This window comes from Allofrancisella inopinata, from assembly GCF_012222965.1.
In the GTDB taxonomy this organism is placed as follows: domain Bacteria; phylum Pseudomonadota; class Gammaproteobacteria; order Francisellales; family Francisellaceae; genus Francisella; species Francisella inopinata.
Genome location: NZ_CP038241.1, coordinates 1,628,776 through 1,646,075 on the forward strand (window position 1 = coordinate 1,628,776; position 17,300 = coordinate 1,646,075).

A 17,300-nucleotide genomic window follows, 5' to 3' on the forward strand; every position below is an offset into this window, starting at 1 on the left:
TAACCTACACTAAACATTTTCATGCTAGAATTTTATATACTTTATATTTTACCACAACTAGAATATTTGTTTTAAATCCCTCGCCAATATTTAAAAACAGCTTTGCTAAGCTCAAGTAACATTCCTTTGCCATCTATAGCTTTGATACCATTGTTTTGACACCATTGCGTAAAGACTGTACCAGTTTCAGAATACATAAGATCATAAGCTAGAGCCTTTTTATTAAAATTTTCTACAGTTAATGGTAAAAGCTCTTTAGATATACTTGACGATGTTGAATTTATGACTATATCAAAAGCTTTTGAAATATTTTCAAAGCCTTCAATTTCAATGTCACATTTATATTTAAATAGGCTTTTAATAACTAAAGCTTTTTCTTTAGTGCGGTTTGTTATAGTTAAGGATTTAGGTTTTTCTTTTATAATTGCAGCTACCACAGCTTTAGCTGCACCACCTGCCCCGACTACAAGAACATCTTTATTCTGAAAACTTACTTGGTGGTTGTTTTTTATATCATTAACTATTCCCAAACCATCGTAATTTAAGGCAATCATTTTACGATCAGGTGTAAATACAACATTACTAGCTGCTTTAACGTCTTTTGCAATATCATCCGCATCATCACATAGTTTAAAAACTCTTTCTTTATGTGGAACTGTTACACTTAAACCTTTTATTTGTAGGTTAGCTTTAAACTCTTTGATTTTTTGCTCTAAGTCTTCTGGTGCAACTTCTATTGCTGTAAAAAGCATGTCCTGGTTGTACTGTTTAGCTAATTCCATATGGATTTTAGGGGAAAGACTATGTTTAACGGGATAGCCTATTACATGATATAAATCTTGCATATTAATTAAAGCTAATACTCTATTAGTCTTTAATTATAGCATACAGACATGTTTATAAAATTGGTTTTTACTTAAATTTAGTCTACAAAAGAATCTCTTGCTAAAGATAGAACTCGTATCATATAGTTAGGTCTGTAAATCTTCCCAAACATCTCTTATCTGATTCTAGAAACTTTTTATACTATTTGTATATTTATTTTTATGACTTCCTAACAAATAAAGTCGTAACCTGTTGTTATTTAGGACAGTAGCCCCATTTTTTTAAAAACTCGTCAAAACTTTCTCTAAAAGCAGTAATAATCTCTTTCCTATCAGTTAAATACTTAGATACGATTATAAGTTGCTCTTCCATAAATATATCTGAAGTTAATCCCTCTATTTTGGCTATTCCTTCTTTTCCTTCTAACAAAACGTCTGCTGCATGTTCCGGTAAAATGCCAATCCCCAAACCACTTTCTATAAATTTGACTTTAAGGGTATCATCCTCAACAACATATTTTATATTATTTATAGGGTAGCTTTTTTTTTCACTACCACTTTCAAAGCCAAAACTATGATTAATCATCTCATCACGCCTAAATACAAAAGGTGCTTTAGCAACGTTATTCGGATCATTAAGTTTATTTGCTTCAATATATTCTTTTTTTGCATAGAGGTTAGAATGAATATTAGCCGAATCAAGTGTATAACAAACTATCCATCGGTCTTGATCAATTATATGTAAATCTCTAGAGTTTATAACAGCAATGTCATAATTATCTAATTGATAATGGTAACTTTTGTTTTGATATAAAAAATAGCTATCAAAAGTAAATGTATAGGATGGATTTATTGTGTTTAGCCTAGGTAAAACATACGGAATAGTGAAATTCAAACCAGCACGAGTACTTAAAATGCGTATAGAGAAAGAAGCATCTAAACCTTTATATTTTACTCTATTTATAATACCTTCAAGGTCAAAATACAACTTATGGCATGAGTGATAGTATTTCATCCCATTTTTAGTTATAACTATCTTATTGTGGACATTTTGGTAAAGGTTTAGATCTAAATACTTTTCTAAAGCTTCAAGCTTACTCTTAACTGTATTTAATTCTACAGAATAAAAGTTTTTCACAGCAGTGTAGGACCCCATTTCGACTAACGCTATAAAATATCTTGTAGCTTCAATAATATTTTTATCAACCGCTTGTTTCATTGTAATTCTCCAAATCACATAGTTATAAAATTGATTATAATAGTTATACGCTTGTTTAGCAAAATTTATTGTTCAAAATTATTATTTGATGAATGTTAAGTTTAAAATTAAAAAAAACCGAACTAATTGAAATAACGTTACTATTTTATAACCTTTTGCCTATTTACTTAGAGAGTAAAAATTTACATGCCTTTTTAATGATCCGTGTGATTTCCTGTATATCTTTATTTCTTTATTGTTATTTCTGCAAGTTTTTTCTCTTGCTTTGATTCTTTATAAAACTTTGCTAACTCAAAATTTAGCTCTCTTAGCAACATCTCTTTGAACGCCCGTCCTTTTACCTAGTTTCTTTACAAAACCAAAAGCCACATTTAAAAATGTTTTCTTGTCTATTAACGCAAAATCTAAAAACTTTTGCAACAACACAATAAAATTATTCTACAGAATTGACAATTCTACACAATATGAGAAACTTGATACATTGTTTAGTAAAAAGTGACCGTAAGATAGTAAAATTTAATAGCATATTGGTGTAAAACACATCAACTGAGGAAAACAACATGGCATTACCAGATATCCCAAAAATCATATCAGAAGAGGCATTAATTGACGCTTTTTTAAAAGGCATCAGTAATTTCAATGAATTATATAAACTACAGAGCAATAAAAATATTATTAGTAGCAATATAGGTAACCTTTTTTTACAAAAAAACCAAAGCGTACATACCAATAATATTACTTCAATAGAGGTGGAGAAAGCTAACAATATTAAGGCCGCTTTAATCCGTATGCGTGATCATGATGGTAATGACCGGGCTGCTTTGAATGAATTTTTTAAAAATTTCGGGAATACTCTTCTTAATCTAAGTAGTAATAAAGAAGACGACAATAAAAGAAGATTTATAACCTCACACTACTCTTTCATTGCTCTAGCAGTATTCCACAATGCATGTATAGTAACAGATAAGTATAATGATTATTTAAATATGGGTGATCTACTGAAATGCTACCTTACCCCTGATACTCTACAACCTAAGGTCACTAAAAATCTTTTTAATGCTGTAGGAAGGTCCTTAAGTAATTTTTCTGATCCCAACTATAAATATTTGAATGACAATACAGCTTTTGATTTCAGATCTATCACGCAAATAAGTGATACTGATAAATTATGGGCATTCTTATGTGGAGAACCTCAATTTGAAAATAAAATTAAAATCCTACTTGGAAATGAGAAATACGAGAGTTATATAAAACTAAATAAAAAAATCGAGCGGTTCATAGAAAATAAAAACCTTGTAGATAATCATCTTGATGAAATAGTCAGCGAAGCCGCATCTAAAGCTATAAAAACAGCTTTTAATAATATAACAGACACTTTTAAGATCAAACAGTTGATCGCTGAAGCAATTATTGCCTACCAAGGAAAATACCAAGAAAAAACTGGCTCTCCTCCTACAGGGTCTGGAGCAATTAACGTAGCAAAAGGTCAAGCTCAAACTTTTGTTTTTGGTTCTTTGGAACCACACGTAGGTAATGAAATTACTTCCTTAATGGGTGGCCCAAATCCTACAGGGTCTTTAAAAATGCTACAATCAATATTCTCTCCAGGAATTATCACTAAAATGGCAACTGGAGTAATAGCAGAGCTACTAGAAATAGCAACAACCTCAAAAGGATATGGCCTTATTAACCGTCATGGAGTAACAGGACAAACCCGAGCTTTTTTACTAAAGTTCTATATCGAAATGCTTACAATGTACCTTAGCAATAGTTACGATTATGCCTTCTCATTAACCGAAGATAAGGATATTATATCTTACTGTAACAATATAGCTAATATTAAAGATACATTTATAGAAAGTTATAAAAATGCTGCTCTTTTACTTCCAAATAAGAAACAGAATGGTAGCCTTTACTACTATCTTGAGATGTATGCTAACCCATCTAAAAATTATGAAGGTGTCGCCCCGTCCAAAGCAACCATTGAGGCCTGGAATAAAGATAAACTTAAGACTCACTATAAGACGAATAATAATCAACAACATCTATAAACTTATTAACCTATATCAAACAAATTATGAAAATGTGAACACGCTTTAGCTTTGTAATGCTAGATTGTATTCTGAAAGTTTTAAAATAGTTGAAAGAGAGTTCCAGATGTAGTTTATTAGATTTGAGAAGAACTTACATAAACGAACAGCAACTAAAAATGGCACATAGACATTTAACTCTTTGTTCAGCTTTACCCTAAAAAAATCTTGTGATTGATGACGTTTTATAAACTATATATGCCAGTGCAGCAGAAGCTCCAAAAAGCATTGTCATATCAGCAGGTGTGCCATTAGTGTGAACTATATCTATTATTTCATCATTTATAAAATCATTGTGTAAATAACCTCCATGTTCTTTAATAAAATTACTAATCTCACCAACCTCAGCTCCAGAGATATTAATATTGTTTCTATACTCTTTAGCATTTGCCAACAAAGATACTAATTCTTTTAATAAATGTAATGAACCATTAGGATTAAACCCGGGTGAGATAGCTATTTTTCTTTTAGCGGATGATAAGAACTCACTATCTTCGTTGTTTCTTACAAAAGCATAAATCAATTCATCCAAAGCTCTGTTAGGATTTATTTCATTAATTAGCCTATTTGTAGCTTTACTGAAAAAGTTACAAACGTGATTCCTAAACTCCTCAATAGTATTAAAATTATCTTCGCCATATATTTCTAAATAACATTCTATTGCCAAAGAAATAGAGTGTATAAAAGTACACATTAAAAACGTTTTATGAATATCTATTAATGCTTCTAGCGATGATCTGTCAAAGTACTGCTTTTTTCTTATCCCTGAGTGGTGATATGATTTATCAGGAATCAAATTCCCATTTAAAGGAATGCCAAAATTTTCCATCCTTAATTGGGTTGTGGTATATCCTGTAGTTTTTTTACTCAACGCATACTTCTTAATATTATCTAGCTCCAACAATGCTTTATTTAAAACATCTTCACATTTAACCAGAAAGCTAATTACTAAATTCTCTTTACTAGTTTCTTTAATTTGGCTAAATAGTAAATGGCTTCTTCCTCCAGATAGAGGGCCACCATATTCTTTTTTATTGGCTAGATTATTAATAATATGCATGTTTGAAATGTCTCTAGAGACGTTAAGAGTAAACTCTATTAGATCTTGATAGCGACCCTGATGACTATTTTGTAATTCATTTGAAGTTATAATAGTTAGTATTATTTCATTATTGTACGTAGCCACCCTTTTTATATCTTTAAACTGCTTGACTTTCCCATAGTTATAATAATTTAGCATGGCCTCTTTTAATGTGCTAACAGCATTTCTCTTAACTTCCCTTATTACTTCAATAAACCTTTTTGATCTCCCTTGATAAAAATATTCATCAGTCTCTAGACTTACATAAAATTTAATCCGATTGGCTATTTCTAGCAAAGCATAATTAGAATATTGATACTTACATAATTCACTCTTTGTCCAGTCCAATTCTATTTGTGCCACAATCCCTCTTATAATATCTGGTGAGGTAAACCATTCTGAATCATGTGAATGAAAATAATTTTGAAATATATTTGTGATTGTTATCGCAAGAGATGTAAAGTTACCATGAGGATCTTCTATTAGTTTCGACCTACCTTCCAGACGCACTTTTTTAAGGTTTTTTTGCGTTAAGTCATTCGAGTAACTATACCATCTTTTAGGTCCAAACTCTCCAATTAGAAAAAAACTAAACATCCTATGGGGTGTTAAATCAATACCATATTTCTCTTTATCTACATAAACATTGCTCTTTTCATAGTACTTGAATATACGGTTTAAAGCGTTAAATTGGTTTTCATTTAGTTTCGCCATAATCTAGCCTCTTTTTTTCTTATGTTGTATTCAAAGTTTTTGGTATTGAAATCATTTAATTAAAATATGAAACGTCAATATTAATATTCTCATCTAAAATATTAGTGTCAATATTTTCATCAACTATTACAAAGTTGTTTATTTGCTTCTTGGTAAATTGTACTTGCTCAAGGAAAATTTTCATAGTTTTGTAAATTCCTTCGTTATTATTATTCACCCACTTTTGAATTTTCTCATTCATGCTTGGATTTACATTTTGTCGTGTATTATTATGATTTTTTACTTTCATTCCAAATAAAGACAAAATAGAGATAATATCTTCGTTATTTCTTGCCGTTATAAAAAATTGTTTAAAATCTAGCAACTCATCTTTACTAATCAAATCGTTTTGTAAGCATACATTCTTAGATTCTTTTAAAATATTAGAAACATAAGATGATTCACTAAGATTTAATTGATTAAAAATAGAATTCATTTCTCTGCATTTGTGAGATATAGATGTTTCTGTACTTAAATACTCTTTTACCTTCGACATATTATCCCTTGAGTTGTTTAACACATTTTGGATATTTGCTGAGAGATTAATGAAAAACCTATTTAAATTTTCTCTAGATCGTTCACCATGGTGTATATAAAAGTCCTTATATATTCTAAGCTCAATCAAAATTGACGAAACAACGATATAATTTTTGAGCAGATTTATTAAGGGTGATACAAAATCCTTGACCATCTTAGAAAACTTATGTTTATCTGCCCTTCTTTGTAATACCTCATCAATAAATCCTGATTTTATAGAACCATCAATCAAATTACCTAGTGATGAAGATATTAAAAAACCATTACAAAAATAAGCTAATAACAGATCTGAAAATACGATCCCTTTTAAACCATTTTTATTACCAGCATTTATACGTTGATCTCTTAAATCTCGTGATTCCTTGAACGTGTATTTTTCAGATAAATCTTTATATATACAATTTCTTGCAAAATCATCGTAACTTTTACAAATGCTAGCTGTTATATACCTAACCTGCTTATGCGTTTCAACAACATCTTGTAAAGTATAGTTATTAGAACCAAGAGAAATAAATTTTATGTAAAATTCTTTCTCCATTATTTGAACTAATTGTTTTGTGAATCTCACTATATTTAGATATCTATTCTTGCTTCTATTTTCTGATAAAGAAAACGCTCCAAGCATCATTTGGTTTAAATAGATCTTAAGATGATTGACATCTAAATCGTTATTTTCCTCTTCTTCAAGTGAGAGCATGTCACTAGAAGTAGAATAAAGAAAAAGGTATTCTCGATACGTTGTTAATATATTAATTAGACTTCCTACTTTTTCTACATGACTTTGGCTAATAAACTCTATGAGAAGCTCGAAAATTAAAACTCTAGTTTCTTCATATATATTTTTAAAGGTGTTTGCAAATTCTGTACTGAGAACTCCTGAATAAAAAAACCTTTCACAATATCCAAGTTGTTTATAAAGCAGACATCGTGACATAATTTGCTTCATTGAACTAGGTGTCATATCAGACTGGCTTAATGCTAAAATTGCCTCAATATTTTCATATATAAGTAAATACCTAACCAAATCAGCTCTATGGCCAATAGATCTATTTACATAAGTTCTTAATAATGTACCCAGATGTCTTAAAACTGTTTCGGTTATTTTATTATAATGTGAATAAGGATTATCACTATGAATATGCAGCTTAAATTTTGCAATTTCTCTTAAGGTATCAATATTAACAATTTCATTGTTCATGTAATATTCAGTAGAAAAACATTTTTTCCTTGTTCCTCCTACTTTATACTTTTCTGGAAAATTCAGGTCTAATTCTTTATATAAATTTTGCATATTTAACAAAATTTGATAATCACCTTTTGATATTTGGCCCATATAAGTTATTTGAATGTCAACTTTTACAATATATCAAGCATACTATTTCTATAAGAAGTATGCTATATAAAAACTAATATTCAAAATTAGAAGTTGCGGTTTTAAATTTATTATACAAAGTGTCAGAAAATAACTTATGTGCAATTGATAATTTATCACTAATAAAACTATTTGAGATATCATCTATGTCAATTCTTGTACAAACACAATAATGCCAAAAAATGAATCTCAATGAAAATTCAGTTTCAGTCCTCCAAAAGCAAGTCAGCGCGGCTCTGCTAAGAATCTGAAGCTCAGAAACTTTAGAGTAATCAATAGCTTTATATTTAATTCTGGGTATAGTTGAAGTTATCGCTTTTCCATACTGATAATATTTATCAATATTACTTTTGTCACCTAGAGCATCTCCTACTTGTTTAAGGAAGTTATCAATACTATCATTTGAGTTTAAATCGTAGTTAATATGCTCATCAAATTTTATTGCATCTTTTTCGATATTTTGTGAGCTAACGGAGTTATTTTCTTCATTAGAAACTTCTTGATAATTACTATTTAGTAAAGAATCTAATGATTGACATTGACTATGTCGAATTATTTGATTCATTTTCAGAACATTATTTCTACGTTCAAATACTGCCTTACCATTGTGAATCACTTTTTTGTAATCTAGAGATTCTGTGGCTAAACCCATACCGTCTAGACGGACCCTATTTTGTTGATCATTAATCCTTATCACAGTATCAATTTGTTGTCTTAAATTTCCTAAACGTTTATCCTCTGCTGTATTATTTATAAATCTACGCTTAACACCAACTTTTTGCGCCTGGACTAATGAACCTCTAAGCTTTTTGCAATCACCAGAAATTTTGTCAAGCAACCTTCTAATATTAGTACTTTGAGTCCTATAGTAGTGTAATAGGTTATCAACTTCATCTAATACATCGAATGTTTTGTCACAAAGTTTGCCCGTACTATTATTAATTTTTTCAATAGGAATTTTTTCACTTAATGCTATACGACCTACTTCGATTATTAATGTTTCTTTGAAGACTGTCTGTATAGTTAGATAGGAAGCTACTATTTTTCTTGACACTTCATCAGGCTGCATAATGATAGAGTTGTTTTTCTCATTAGCTTTTTTTCTTATTTTATCTTCCGTAGCAGCGTTTCTTACAGAGACATAATGGCTTTCTAAATTACTAAAACGATTTTGAAAGAAAAATTGTCTAATTTTCATGACTTCATCGATATCTTTTATATTTATAAAACGGTTTAATATTTCAGATTTTTGTTGATAATTTTTATAAAGCTTCATAATATAAGCATCAACTTTATTGTCACGAGCTGTGCTAATAAAATTAAGCTTATTAACCATTAAAAGCTCAAACAATGAGTATGATCCAATATAAACTCCATTCATGTTTGAAAGAAGGAAAAGTACCATATCAACAATATCCACGCATATCCTAGAAGGCATCTCAGAAGGTTTATATTTAATAATTCCATTTAGCATCTTACATATTAAGACTTGAAGCATCAAATTATGATTAAGAGCAGCGCCACCAATTTCAAGGCCTTTTTTAGTGTAGTCATAAACTTTTTTAGTGCTCTTAACGGCATCAGCTGCCATACCAGCTACAGCACAACTGCCAAAATCAAGCCCAAGTAAACAAACTGATAAACTAACACCAATCAAAGTCCCCCAGCAATCAGGAATAGCCAGATCAAGAGCAAACGCTCCTATCTCACCAAGTCCTATGCTTTTAAGTAACTCTAATGCCGAGTTTCCTGAAATATTTAAAACCTCAGCTAAAATGCTAATTAAATCGAAATTATTAGCAAATAGTACTTTAGCCCCTTCATTAGCATTCTTAACTAACTCGTAATACTCTAGTACTTTTGAATCCCCCACTATTGACCAAAATTTTTTCGCTGTAGCATGACCGATACGTTTATCATCGCTTAATTTTTTCAATAATCTAATACCGTTTTTAATAGAATTAGGCTGCTCCTCAGCAAGCAAAATAGCTGGATAAGCCTTTAAAGATGCTGTTACACCCCTAAGATAATGATCTACAGGGTTAGATAATAAATTATGATAATTTTTTTGTAAAAAAGGTGTATGGGTTTTCTTACTAAACTCTTTCATACTTTAGAACTCAACATTTACATCTACTTATGTTATATGGTATAAAAAAACTTGTTGTAACGGTATTATTTTTGGTAACCTTTGTTTAATTTAAGCAATAGTGCAAGCAATTATTGCAGCCAAATCTTTTAATTTTTCATCTGCTGCCTATTGAATTAATACTACCTAATAGCGTTTTTTCTTGGTAAAATTAAGCTGTATAGTAAAACAATGGAGATAGAGTTATGAAATGTTGCTTTAAAGAAAATCCTGAATGTTATAAAGAAATGGCTAAATGCGCTTTAGTAGTCTTTTTAGCTATTTTAGGGGTTGCTGTAGTATTAAAGATAATTACTTTAATCTTAGCTATATTTCCAGGTTCCAGCCATGGTAATGCTTGGTTGGTTGTTATAGCTGCAGTTATCGTATTGTTTGCTTGTAAATACTATAAAAAAGGTAACTGTGATTCTGAATGTGCTTGCCCTTGTCATGATACTGACAAAGCTTGTAGTGAGGAAAATAAGAAGCCTAAGGGTAAGAATAACGAAACAGCTAAGCAATCAAAAGATTAATTTTCCTATTATTTTTATATTTAATTTATAAAACCTACTTATATAATATCTATAATTACTAAAAAATCTCAGCTACTCAAATAAATGCTATATTTAAAACAAAATTGTTCTTTAACTTTACAAGAGTGTTTAGAGGAATATAATAGAAATTACCCATTTCTAAATGCAAATGATGGTCATGATGAGGCCAGTAGATGGTTTAGAAACCATGATATTACTCATGTGCTTTTTGGTACAAAACCTTTTCAAATAAAAGGAGAGGCTATAAATGATATTTGGACCTTAGTTGGTTCTAACGTTACTTTTAAAGGATATAAAGAGCTTTTTAAATTTATCGATTATAAAACAGTTATCAATAGTTACCTCAAAAAATACAAATATAAGTTCGTAATTTACCTTGTAATGTTAAGTTATATCCCCACATATCTTTTGGCTGCTTTTAGAGCTTTTAAAATGAGTAAAAAATGGGACTGGTACAGTTATGACAGTTACCTGAATACGCCTATAAAAGATATCAGAAAAGAGTTCAATATAAAGGTTATAAAGCCTTAGATTTTCTCAATTTTTAAGTTACATAAGATGACTGTTGCCAAAATTATTTAGTTTTATTTAGTAGTGAATACCCAATTATCTGCAGCATAAGGTTTCCCAGCATAGTGACAAAAATATTGTCTTAGGAAACTACTATCATATCCTTTCTTGATTGATCTATATAGCTCAACCATATCCATATTTTTATTATTGCGAAGATAAATCTGATCTATAAAGGCAAGCACTAAAAATCCACAATCATTGTTTTGCTGAAATGATTCAGTAAGACAAACTAATTGATAACGTTCTATCCCCAATACTTTGATTTTAGATTTAGCCCACTCAGCTCGATTACCGTTTAATGAGTCAAAAAAATAAAGTCTTTTATTTACAGTGTCAATCATAAATAACATAAAGTGCCAGTTTCCAAAACTAATTGGTAAGATAATTAAGCTATCTTTTGAAACTGCTACTAATTGGCTAATCTCAGTTAGTATATTCCCTTTTTCAATTTCATCACTTAGTATCGTTCGGCAAGGTTTTATTATAAACTTGTCATCTTGATTTAAGTTAATAACACCTTCCTGGTGCCTTTTGCCAACGCAAATATCAATAAATCCATTAGAAATAAAAGATGCGCGTTCCACATTATGACTAGCGATATCCTGGACAATATCAAGAGCCATCGAAGCTCGTAACTCTGGGGTAAGTAAATTTAGAGGAGCTAAATTTTGGCTAATTGAGAGTACTAATGTATTATTTATATCAATATCTAATGAACTGTCATTCATAGAGCTAAATTTCTCTTTACCATCATATGAATCTTTTTTGTTTAAATGTTGCTCAAAACTACTTTGATTAACAGTAGACACTCGTCGAAACTCAAAATCTGGCTTAGAAAGATTAATTTGTTTGGTTTTTTCTGCTATATATTTAGATAAGTCTTGATTTAAAAACGCATATAAGCGTCGCACGCTATCATTGCGTTTACTATTCTTTTGTAAACGCTTATTTGCAACTGCTATGATGTGTTGAATTTGTTGGTTAGTGTTAGACGACCCTCTAGAAATTATTGTTTGAATTTCTTTAATCCCTTCAGCAAGATTGTTCGTCGTATAAAGGTAATCAATTGCAGCACCGAACCCTAAAGATGCCACATGCCACCATTTAAACTTGTATAGCCCATGGTAGTTTTGGCTTCTTTCAAGGATATCCTGATATATGATAGTAATAATTTGATTATACTCATAACATAATAGTCCACATGACAAAACTGTATTCTCATTGTATTCAGGGAATATAACATGTTTTGTTAAATATAATTCATAGGAATCAACCACCCGCTTTAGATCTTTAATTTTAAAGCACTTTGTTCTTTTCCCTTCAAATATAGTCTTTAAAGTTTGAGCTTGTTTGTCTTCTGGATTAGAAAGACGTTTATTGAACGCTTGATCATTTTCTAACTTGTATATATTAAATAAGTCCGAACGTGATAAGATAATAAAATTATCATTATTTTTCATAAACGTATAAATATAATTAAGTTCATCATAGACCTTGATAAAACTTTCAATCAAACTAAATTCACGGTATGAGCTATCAAAGAATTTTACTTTATCAAAGGATCTAACCTTAAGACTAGCTACACTTTCTTCAATAAATAGGTACAAAAGATTAAGATCGATATTATTTTCTTCCTTAAAGCGATCTGTTTCAGGAGCTGACGAAAATATAACGTATAAATTAATAATTTTGATATTTAGTTTCAAATCTGAAACTACTTTATCTAAGTAGGTGGTCTTAAAGTCAGTGTTAACTGCTATTTGAAAATCTTCCAGCAATTTATCTAAAAATTGGTCGAAACGTTCCTTATTTTTTTTATCGTAGTGATCACCAAATATTCTAATAATACTATCCATGTAGTATTCACACATGTTTATAAGCATTTTTAGAAAAAAATAGAATTTATTACTAATATCGCGTGGCACAATTTCTCTACCTGATTCACGCTCGTGAATGATTCCTAAAATTTCACAATCTTTCTTATAGCTTGGCTGGAAAGCAAGCTGAACTTCGCTTTGTTTATTAAGTGCAAGTTGAAAATTTCCGTTCTCATTAATATTACTAAATCCTTCTTGCTTAGGTAAATCGCTATAGCGTGTAACCACCACCTCTTCATTGCGAGCAAACGTTTTGGTCAAATAGTATGCTAACATATCAATAAATTTTCTATTAGACTTAAATGGTTTTAATCCAGTAATTATGTGTTGAGAAAAACATGATATATCAAGGTAAACAAGCTTCTGATATAAGCATCTAAACACATTCTTTGACTGTAATAAGTTTTCTTTACATTTTGATTTACCCGTTGCTTTGATAATTGCCTCTATACTTAGCATACGATCAATATTGTCAAGGGTAGATTTAATTTGCTCAAGATTTAATCTAGTTTTTTCTGTAAAACAGCTTATAAAAAGCTGACATTTTTCCTTTAAAAAATTATTTGCTTGATGTTTTATAGACTCTGTTGTTTTATATTGTTGTAACTTTTCAAGTAACTTTAATAGTCTACTGTGATCATCATCTAAATTAACTAATCTCAAAGTTTTATCTTTACTCTTCACACCAGCTCTACGCCAAGTAGTAAAAATATCTGAAGTATAAAAGCCCTTAAAGTTGTCAATCTTCGTTCGTGTTTCAGTTAAAAATTTATCATTATAACTTTTTATAAATACCACCATTGCAATTGCTGTAAGCGCTGGAACACCGCTAAGCTCATATAACTGCCCAAGTTCAGCTTGAACATCTGTAAACTCATTATTTGTAACAATTAACTCAAACTGATACTGACTATCTGCTTGATAAGCTAAGGTATATGTATATTGATCTACACTAGAAAGAGTAAACCCACTTCTACTATGCTCACAGCTTTTCATAAATTCTATAAATTGGTTACTTACCTCTAAATTTTCTTTTTTAATATATCTATTTAACATTGCGTGAAAGGACACTGATTTAAACGCTGAGTGTGTGAAAATACAGCTCTCAATAATTGCAAACTTCTTAAATGCTAGATAGTAATTTTCGTCACTTGGATCAATAGCAAAAATTGCCATGTATTTTAACAACATTGCTTGTGCAGACTGCTCAAGATCATTATAAATTGCCCCAAAAGCATAACTTAAATACACTAAATCTTTATGATGTATTTCAAACGCAACTCCATTGACCTCCTCAAACCCCAAGAAATAATTGCTAACATAGCTACCAAAGCGCTCAAAAAATAAAATAAAAGACCTTAGTTTATACCATTCGCTATATATAGTTATTAATGGATATAATGGATGGCGATGAGTTTCTCTCTTTGCAAGCTGATATTGTTTATTTAAACTAGTTTGAGATGAATAACAAAACTCTTCTAGACAGTTTTTAGTAATTGGAAGAATTTCACTATTAAAATCTAAAAACAGATGTTTAATTGTTTCTTTGTCACCTCTTTGGACATTATTTTCATCACATACATCACCCAATAATTTAAGAGGGTCCATCTGGATATTTGCAATCATCTTTGCTTTAGTCTTAACTATACTACGAATAGCTTGATCATCATAAGCTGTTCCAGTGTACATTTCATCATAAATCTTAGATAATTCATCATATCTGGTTAAAATAGCTGACATGATTTTATGATATATTAGGCAAGAAAAACTGTCCCTTTTATTATTTAATCGTGACATCAGCTCATCTAATGCATTACACCATTGCTGGAATCTAGGCAGCTTTCTTGTATTAATAACTGACTCTTTTGGGAAAAAGAGCTTATCTTTAATTTCAATATCTAGCTTTGATAAACGCGTACCTAATTCATGAAGCATAGCAACTGCCAAGTTTAGTTTAGACATTAAAATAGCTTGTTTTAAACTGACATTTAACGTTTTACGCTTATATTCTTTCAGCTTTTCAGCATTTTTTTTGATTTGTTCAAGCTCTTTAAAATATTCATTTGTCTTTTTTTGTATAGTTTCAGCGTTAAACAAAACAGATTTTAATTTTTCATCTATGGTACTTGGCGCAGTTATTGGAAACTCTGGATACAGATCTTTACTGATGATGTAATAACTTTCGGATTCACGTGATTGTTCTGAAATCTTATTGTGTACCTCTGCATAGTTTTTAGAATCAGCAAAATAACTTAATACATAGTAAAGCATTTCATAGTAGTAACCCTCTTCAAACCTTTTTCCTCTTAGGTTCGTACTGATTTTTTTACGCAAACCTGATTGCTCGTAACGTAGATCCAACTTTTCTAAAAATACTTCTTTAGCATTGTTGTTTTCATCAATAATTTCGCTAGGCATAAGTAAGCTATACAGGTAATAAGGTGCATTTTCTGAGTTTTTTATTTGCTCTAGTACATAGGTATAACCGTTCTCCTTAACTGCTAAAGTGTGCACAGCTTTTAAAAGCGTAGCTAATGGTTTAGCGCTATAAAAAGCCTGAACCAAAGAGTAAGCGTATAACAAAACGCCCATACCATCAACAGAAGCGCTTTTTTGTTTTGTTGATGTTTGCAAATTAATCTTTGTTACTAGATCTTGGTGATACTGTTGTAACAAGATAAATGCCTTGGCTCTTGTCAGAGAGTTTTCAAACTGCTTAAGTAACTGTTCTAAAGTAATTTTTGAAACTCCTTCTCCAATGACGATTGATTCGAGACTTTTTAGAGCGGAGATAAATTTTGTTAAACTTGTCTTTGCTGACTCGTACGTTGTATCTCCATCTTTACCGAGAATTTTTACTAACGAAAACATAGCTAGCAAATCATCTTGCATATAAACAACACCTAGTGCTTTGTCTATATATTCAAAGTCATTCATTATTTATCTCCTTTTTAGCTTTTGTTGCAAACTTAAAACTTTTAACCAATCTCTAAAGCTGTTGATATTGTGTTTAATTGGAATATTAGCTGACAAATTGATTATGGAAAAAGACAACTCCCTGTTACTTGAATTGTCTAAAATAGACATACCTTATGAACCTCAATTTAATAAGAAGTTATACGTTATAAATCGCTTTTGTTTTATAGAGCTGCAACTTAAAGCATGATTACCGTGTTTTAATGCTTTAGTCATAGATTTTTCCTTATCCAAACAGTTTTAAAATGCTTAGATAAATTAACCATATAGATTAATAATATAAAAGTATATAAGGTATTTTTGATAGGACTTATGTTTTTTTGATAGCAATACTTTAGGTCTCACTATCAGCTCACTTAAAATCACTAATATCATCTAAGTATAGATTAATACAATTGACACAAATTTTAACTTCCAGTAGGTTTTCATCCGCTTTTTTTCTTGAAGGAGTAAAGCTATTCTTTGTAGCTAGTCTGATGTGTTTATCAATTATATTTTTTCTAAAGGTACATCTATCACATATTGACTTACCACACACCCTACAATGGTGCCTATGAAGTAGTTTTAATTTTGTTTTTTTACAACATCTACAAATAGATGAATTTCTTTCCCATGCGTATTTAGTTTGATCTTCATATATAAGATCAAATATGTATAAGCTCAAATCACTATTAGTTTTTCTTAAAGTTAATTCTGTAGTTTGAAATGAAATATGGGTATATATAAATAGTGGAGTAGGAGCACCATCACTACATAGCTCAATTACGTTATCTTGAACTATTACACTATATTCTTTTAGAAAAGCTGTTATTTTCTCGATATCTTCTATATAGAATTTATCAATAGATCCTGGAATAATATAATAGTATTCCAATTTTTGGATATTTTTTTTAGATATCTTTTTATCTATAATGTCTAAATTTTTATATTCAAAACCGCCACACTGTAAGTGAGCAGCAAATAGAATGATCTCATCAACATCTGTTTCATCTAAATAGCATATCAATAAAAATGCTACACAGGTGAATAAAGGTCCGATAGCTATAGAGTTCTCATTAGGGTTACTTATATTTTTAAAAACGTATTCTCTATCTATAACCAATATGTCATCAAATTCTGATAATAACTTTATAACTAATATTCCACTAATTAGTTACTTATAAAGTATATTTTTACCATATTTAGCTGGGACATAGTTTATATTTTACAGCGATAGCTCCGGAATTTAAATTATACACGGTAACAAATAAATACCTACAAATTTAAGAAAAGACTGGTTTTAAATATTCAACATTTACTTCTTTTTCGTTTAAAAT

General features: G+C 30.0%; 10 protein-coding genes. 3 read left to right on the top strand and 7 right to left on the bottom strand.

Annotated elements, in window-relative coordinates; translation table 11 throughout:
* Positions 1-71: 71 nt before the first annotated feature.
* Both aroE and E4K63_RS07545 read right to left on the bottom strand, forming a co-directional pair.
* Positions 72-845: a shikimate dehydrogenase gene (gene aroE / locus E4K63_RS07540; RefSeq protein ID WP_133940777.1), complete on the bottom strand. Its 774-nt coding sequence runs from the start codon at positions 843-845 to the stop codon at positions 72-74.
* A 235-nt stretch (positions 846-1,080) separates the two neighbouring features.
* The gene (locus E4K63_RS07545) at positions 1,081-2,043 is read right to left on the bottom strand and encodes a type 2 periplasmic-binding domain-containing protein (RefSeq protein WP_133940779.1); all 963 of its coding nucleotides are present in this window, start codon (positions 2,041-2,043) and stop codon (positions 1,081-1,083) included.
* 560 nt (positions 2,044-2,603) lie between these two features.
* On the opposite strand from E4K63_RS07545, the gene E4K63_RS07550 reads away from it, so the two are divergent.
* Positions 2,604-4,094 carry an RNA-binding protein gene (locus E4K63_RS07550; RefSeq protein ID WP_133940780.1) on the top strand — a complete coding sequence of 497 codons (1,491 nt, stop codon included), beginning with the start codon at positions 2,604-2,606 and terminating at the stop codon, positions 4,092-4,094.
* Between the two features lie 196 nt (positions 4,095-4,290).
* Here the strand turns inward: E4K63_RS07550 and E4K63_RS07555 are convergent, their stop codons facing one another.
* From E4K63_RS07555 to E4K63_RS07565, 3 genes are all read right to left on the bottom strand, one after another.
* Positions 4,291-5,928 (bottom strand): hypothetical protein, encoded by a 1,638-nt coding sequence (locus E4K63_RS07555; RefSeq protein ID WP_133940782.1) that lies wholly within the window; start codon positions 5,926-5,928, stop codon positions 4,291-4,293.
* Between the two features lie 55 nt (positions 5,929-5,983).
* On the bottom strand, positions 5,984-7,837 hold the full coding sequence (locus tag E4K63_RS07560; RefSeq protein ID WP_133940784.1) for a hypothetical protein: 1,854 nt from the start codon (positions 7,835-7,837) through the stop codon (positions 5,984-5,986).
* A 73-nt stretch (positions 7,838-7,910) separates the two neighbouring features.
* Positions 7,911-9,986 carry a hypothetical protein gene (locus tag E4K63_RS07565; RefSeq protein ID WP_133940786.1) on the bottom strand — a complete coding sequence of 692 codons (2,076 nt, stop codon included), beginning with the start codon at positions 9,984-9,986 and terminating at the stop codon, positions 7,911-7,913.
* A gap of 224 nt (positions 9,987-10,210) precedes the next feature.
* On the opposite strand from E4K63_RS07565, the gene E4K63_RS07570 reads away from it, so the two are divergent.
* Together E4K63_RS07570 and E4K63_RS07575 are read left to right on the top strand one after the other, a co-directional pair.
* Positions 10,211-10,537, top strand: coding sequence for a hypothetical protein (locus E4K63_RS07570; RefSeq protein WP_208318254.1), 327 nt, complete (start codon positions 10,211-10,213; stop codon positions 10,535-10,537).
* 84 nt (positions 10,538-10,621) lie between these two features.
* Positions 10,622-11,089 (top strand): hypothetical protein, encoded by a 468-nt coding sequence (locus E4K63_RS07575; protein ID WP_133940788.1) that lies wholly within the window; start codon positions 10,622-10,624, stop codon positions 11,087-11,089.
* A gap of 53 nt (positions 11,090-11,142) precedes the next feature.
* Here E4K63_RS07575 and E4K63_RS07580 read toward each other — a convergent pair whose 3' ends face one another.
* Together E4K63_RS07580 and E4K63_RS07585 are read right to left on the bottom strand one after the other, a co-directional pair.
* Complete coding sequence (locus E4K63_RS07580) at positions 11,143-15,945, bottom strand: hypothetical protein (protein ID WP_133940790.1); 4,803 nt, start codon at positions 15,943-15,945, stop codon at positions 11,143-11,145.
* A gap of 391 nt (positions 15,946-16,336) precedes the next feature.
* Positions 16,337-17,086: an FYVE zinc finger domain-containing protein gene (locus E4K63_RS07585; RefSeq protein WP_166666877.1), complete on the bottom strand. Its 750-nt coding sequence runs from the start codon at positions 17,084-17,086 to the stop codon at positions 16,337-16,339.
* Positions 17,087-17,300: the final 214 nt, after the last annotated feature.

Excerpts from the sequence above, each read along its gene's own strand:
- E4K63_RS07555 (WP_133940782.1), bottom strand. The coding sequence starts at position 5,928 with ATGGCGAAACTAAATGAAAACCAATTTAACGCTTTAAACCGTATATTC.
- E4K63_RS07570 (WP_208318254.1), top strand. The coding sequence starts at position 10,211 with ATGAAATGTTGCTTTAAAGAAAATCCTGAATGTTATAAAGAAATGGCT.
- E4K63_RS07545 (WP_133940779.1), bottom strand. The coding sequence starts at position 2,043 with ATGAAACAAGCGGTTGATAAAAATATTATTGAAGCTACAAGATATTTT.
- E4K63_RS07580 (WP_133940790.1), bottom strand. The coding sequence starts at position 15,945 with ATGAATGACTTTGAATATATAGACAAAGCACTAGGTGTTGTTTATATG.
- aroE (WP_133940777.1), bottom strand. The coding sequence starts at position 845 with ATGCAAGATTTATATCATGTAATAGGCTATCCCGTTAAACATAGTCTT.
- E4K63_RS07560 (WP_133940784.1), bottom strand. The coding sequence starts at position 7,837 with ATGGGCCAAATATCAAAAGGTGATTATCAAATTTTGTTAAATATGCAA.
- E4K63_RS07565 (WP_133940786.1), bottom strand. The coding sequence starts at position 9,986 with ATGAAAGAGTTTAGTAAGAAAACCCATACACCTTTTTTACAAAAAAAT.
- E4K63_RS07575 (WP_133940788.1), top strand. The coding sequence starts at position 10,622 with ATGCTATATTTAAAACAAAATTGTTCTTTAACTTTACAAGAGTGTTTA.
- E4K63_RS07550 (WP_133940780.1), top strand. The coding sequence starts at position 2,604 with ATGGCATTACCAGATATCCCAAAAATCATATCAGAAGAGGCATTAATT.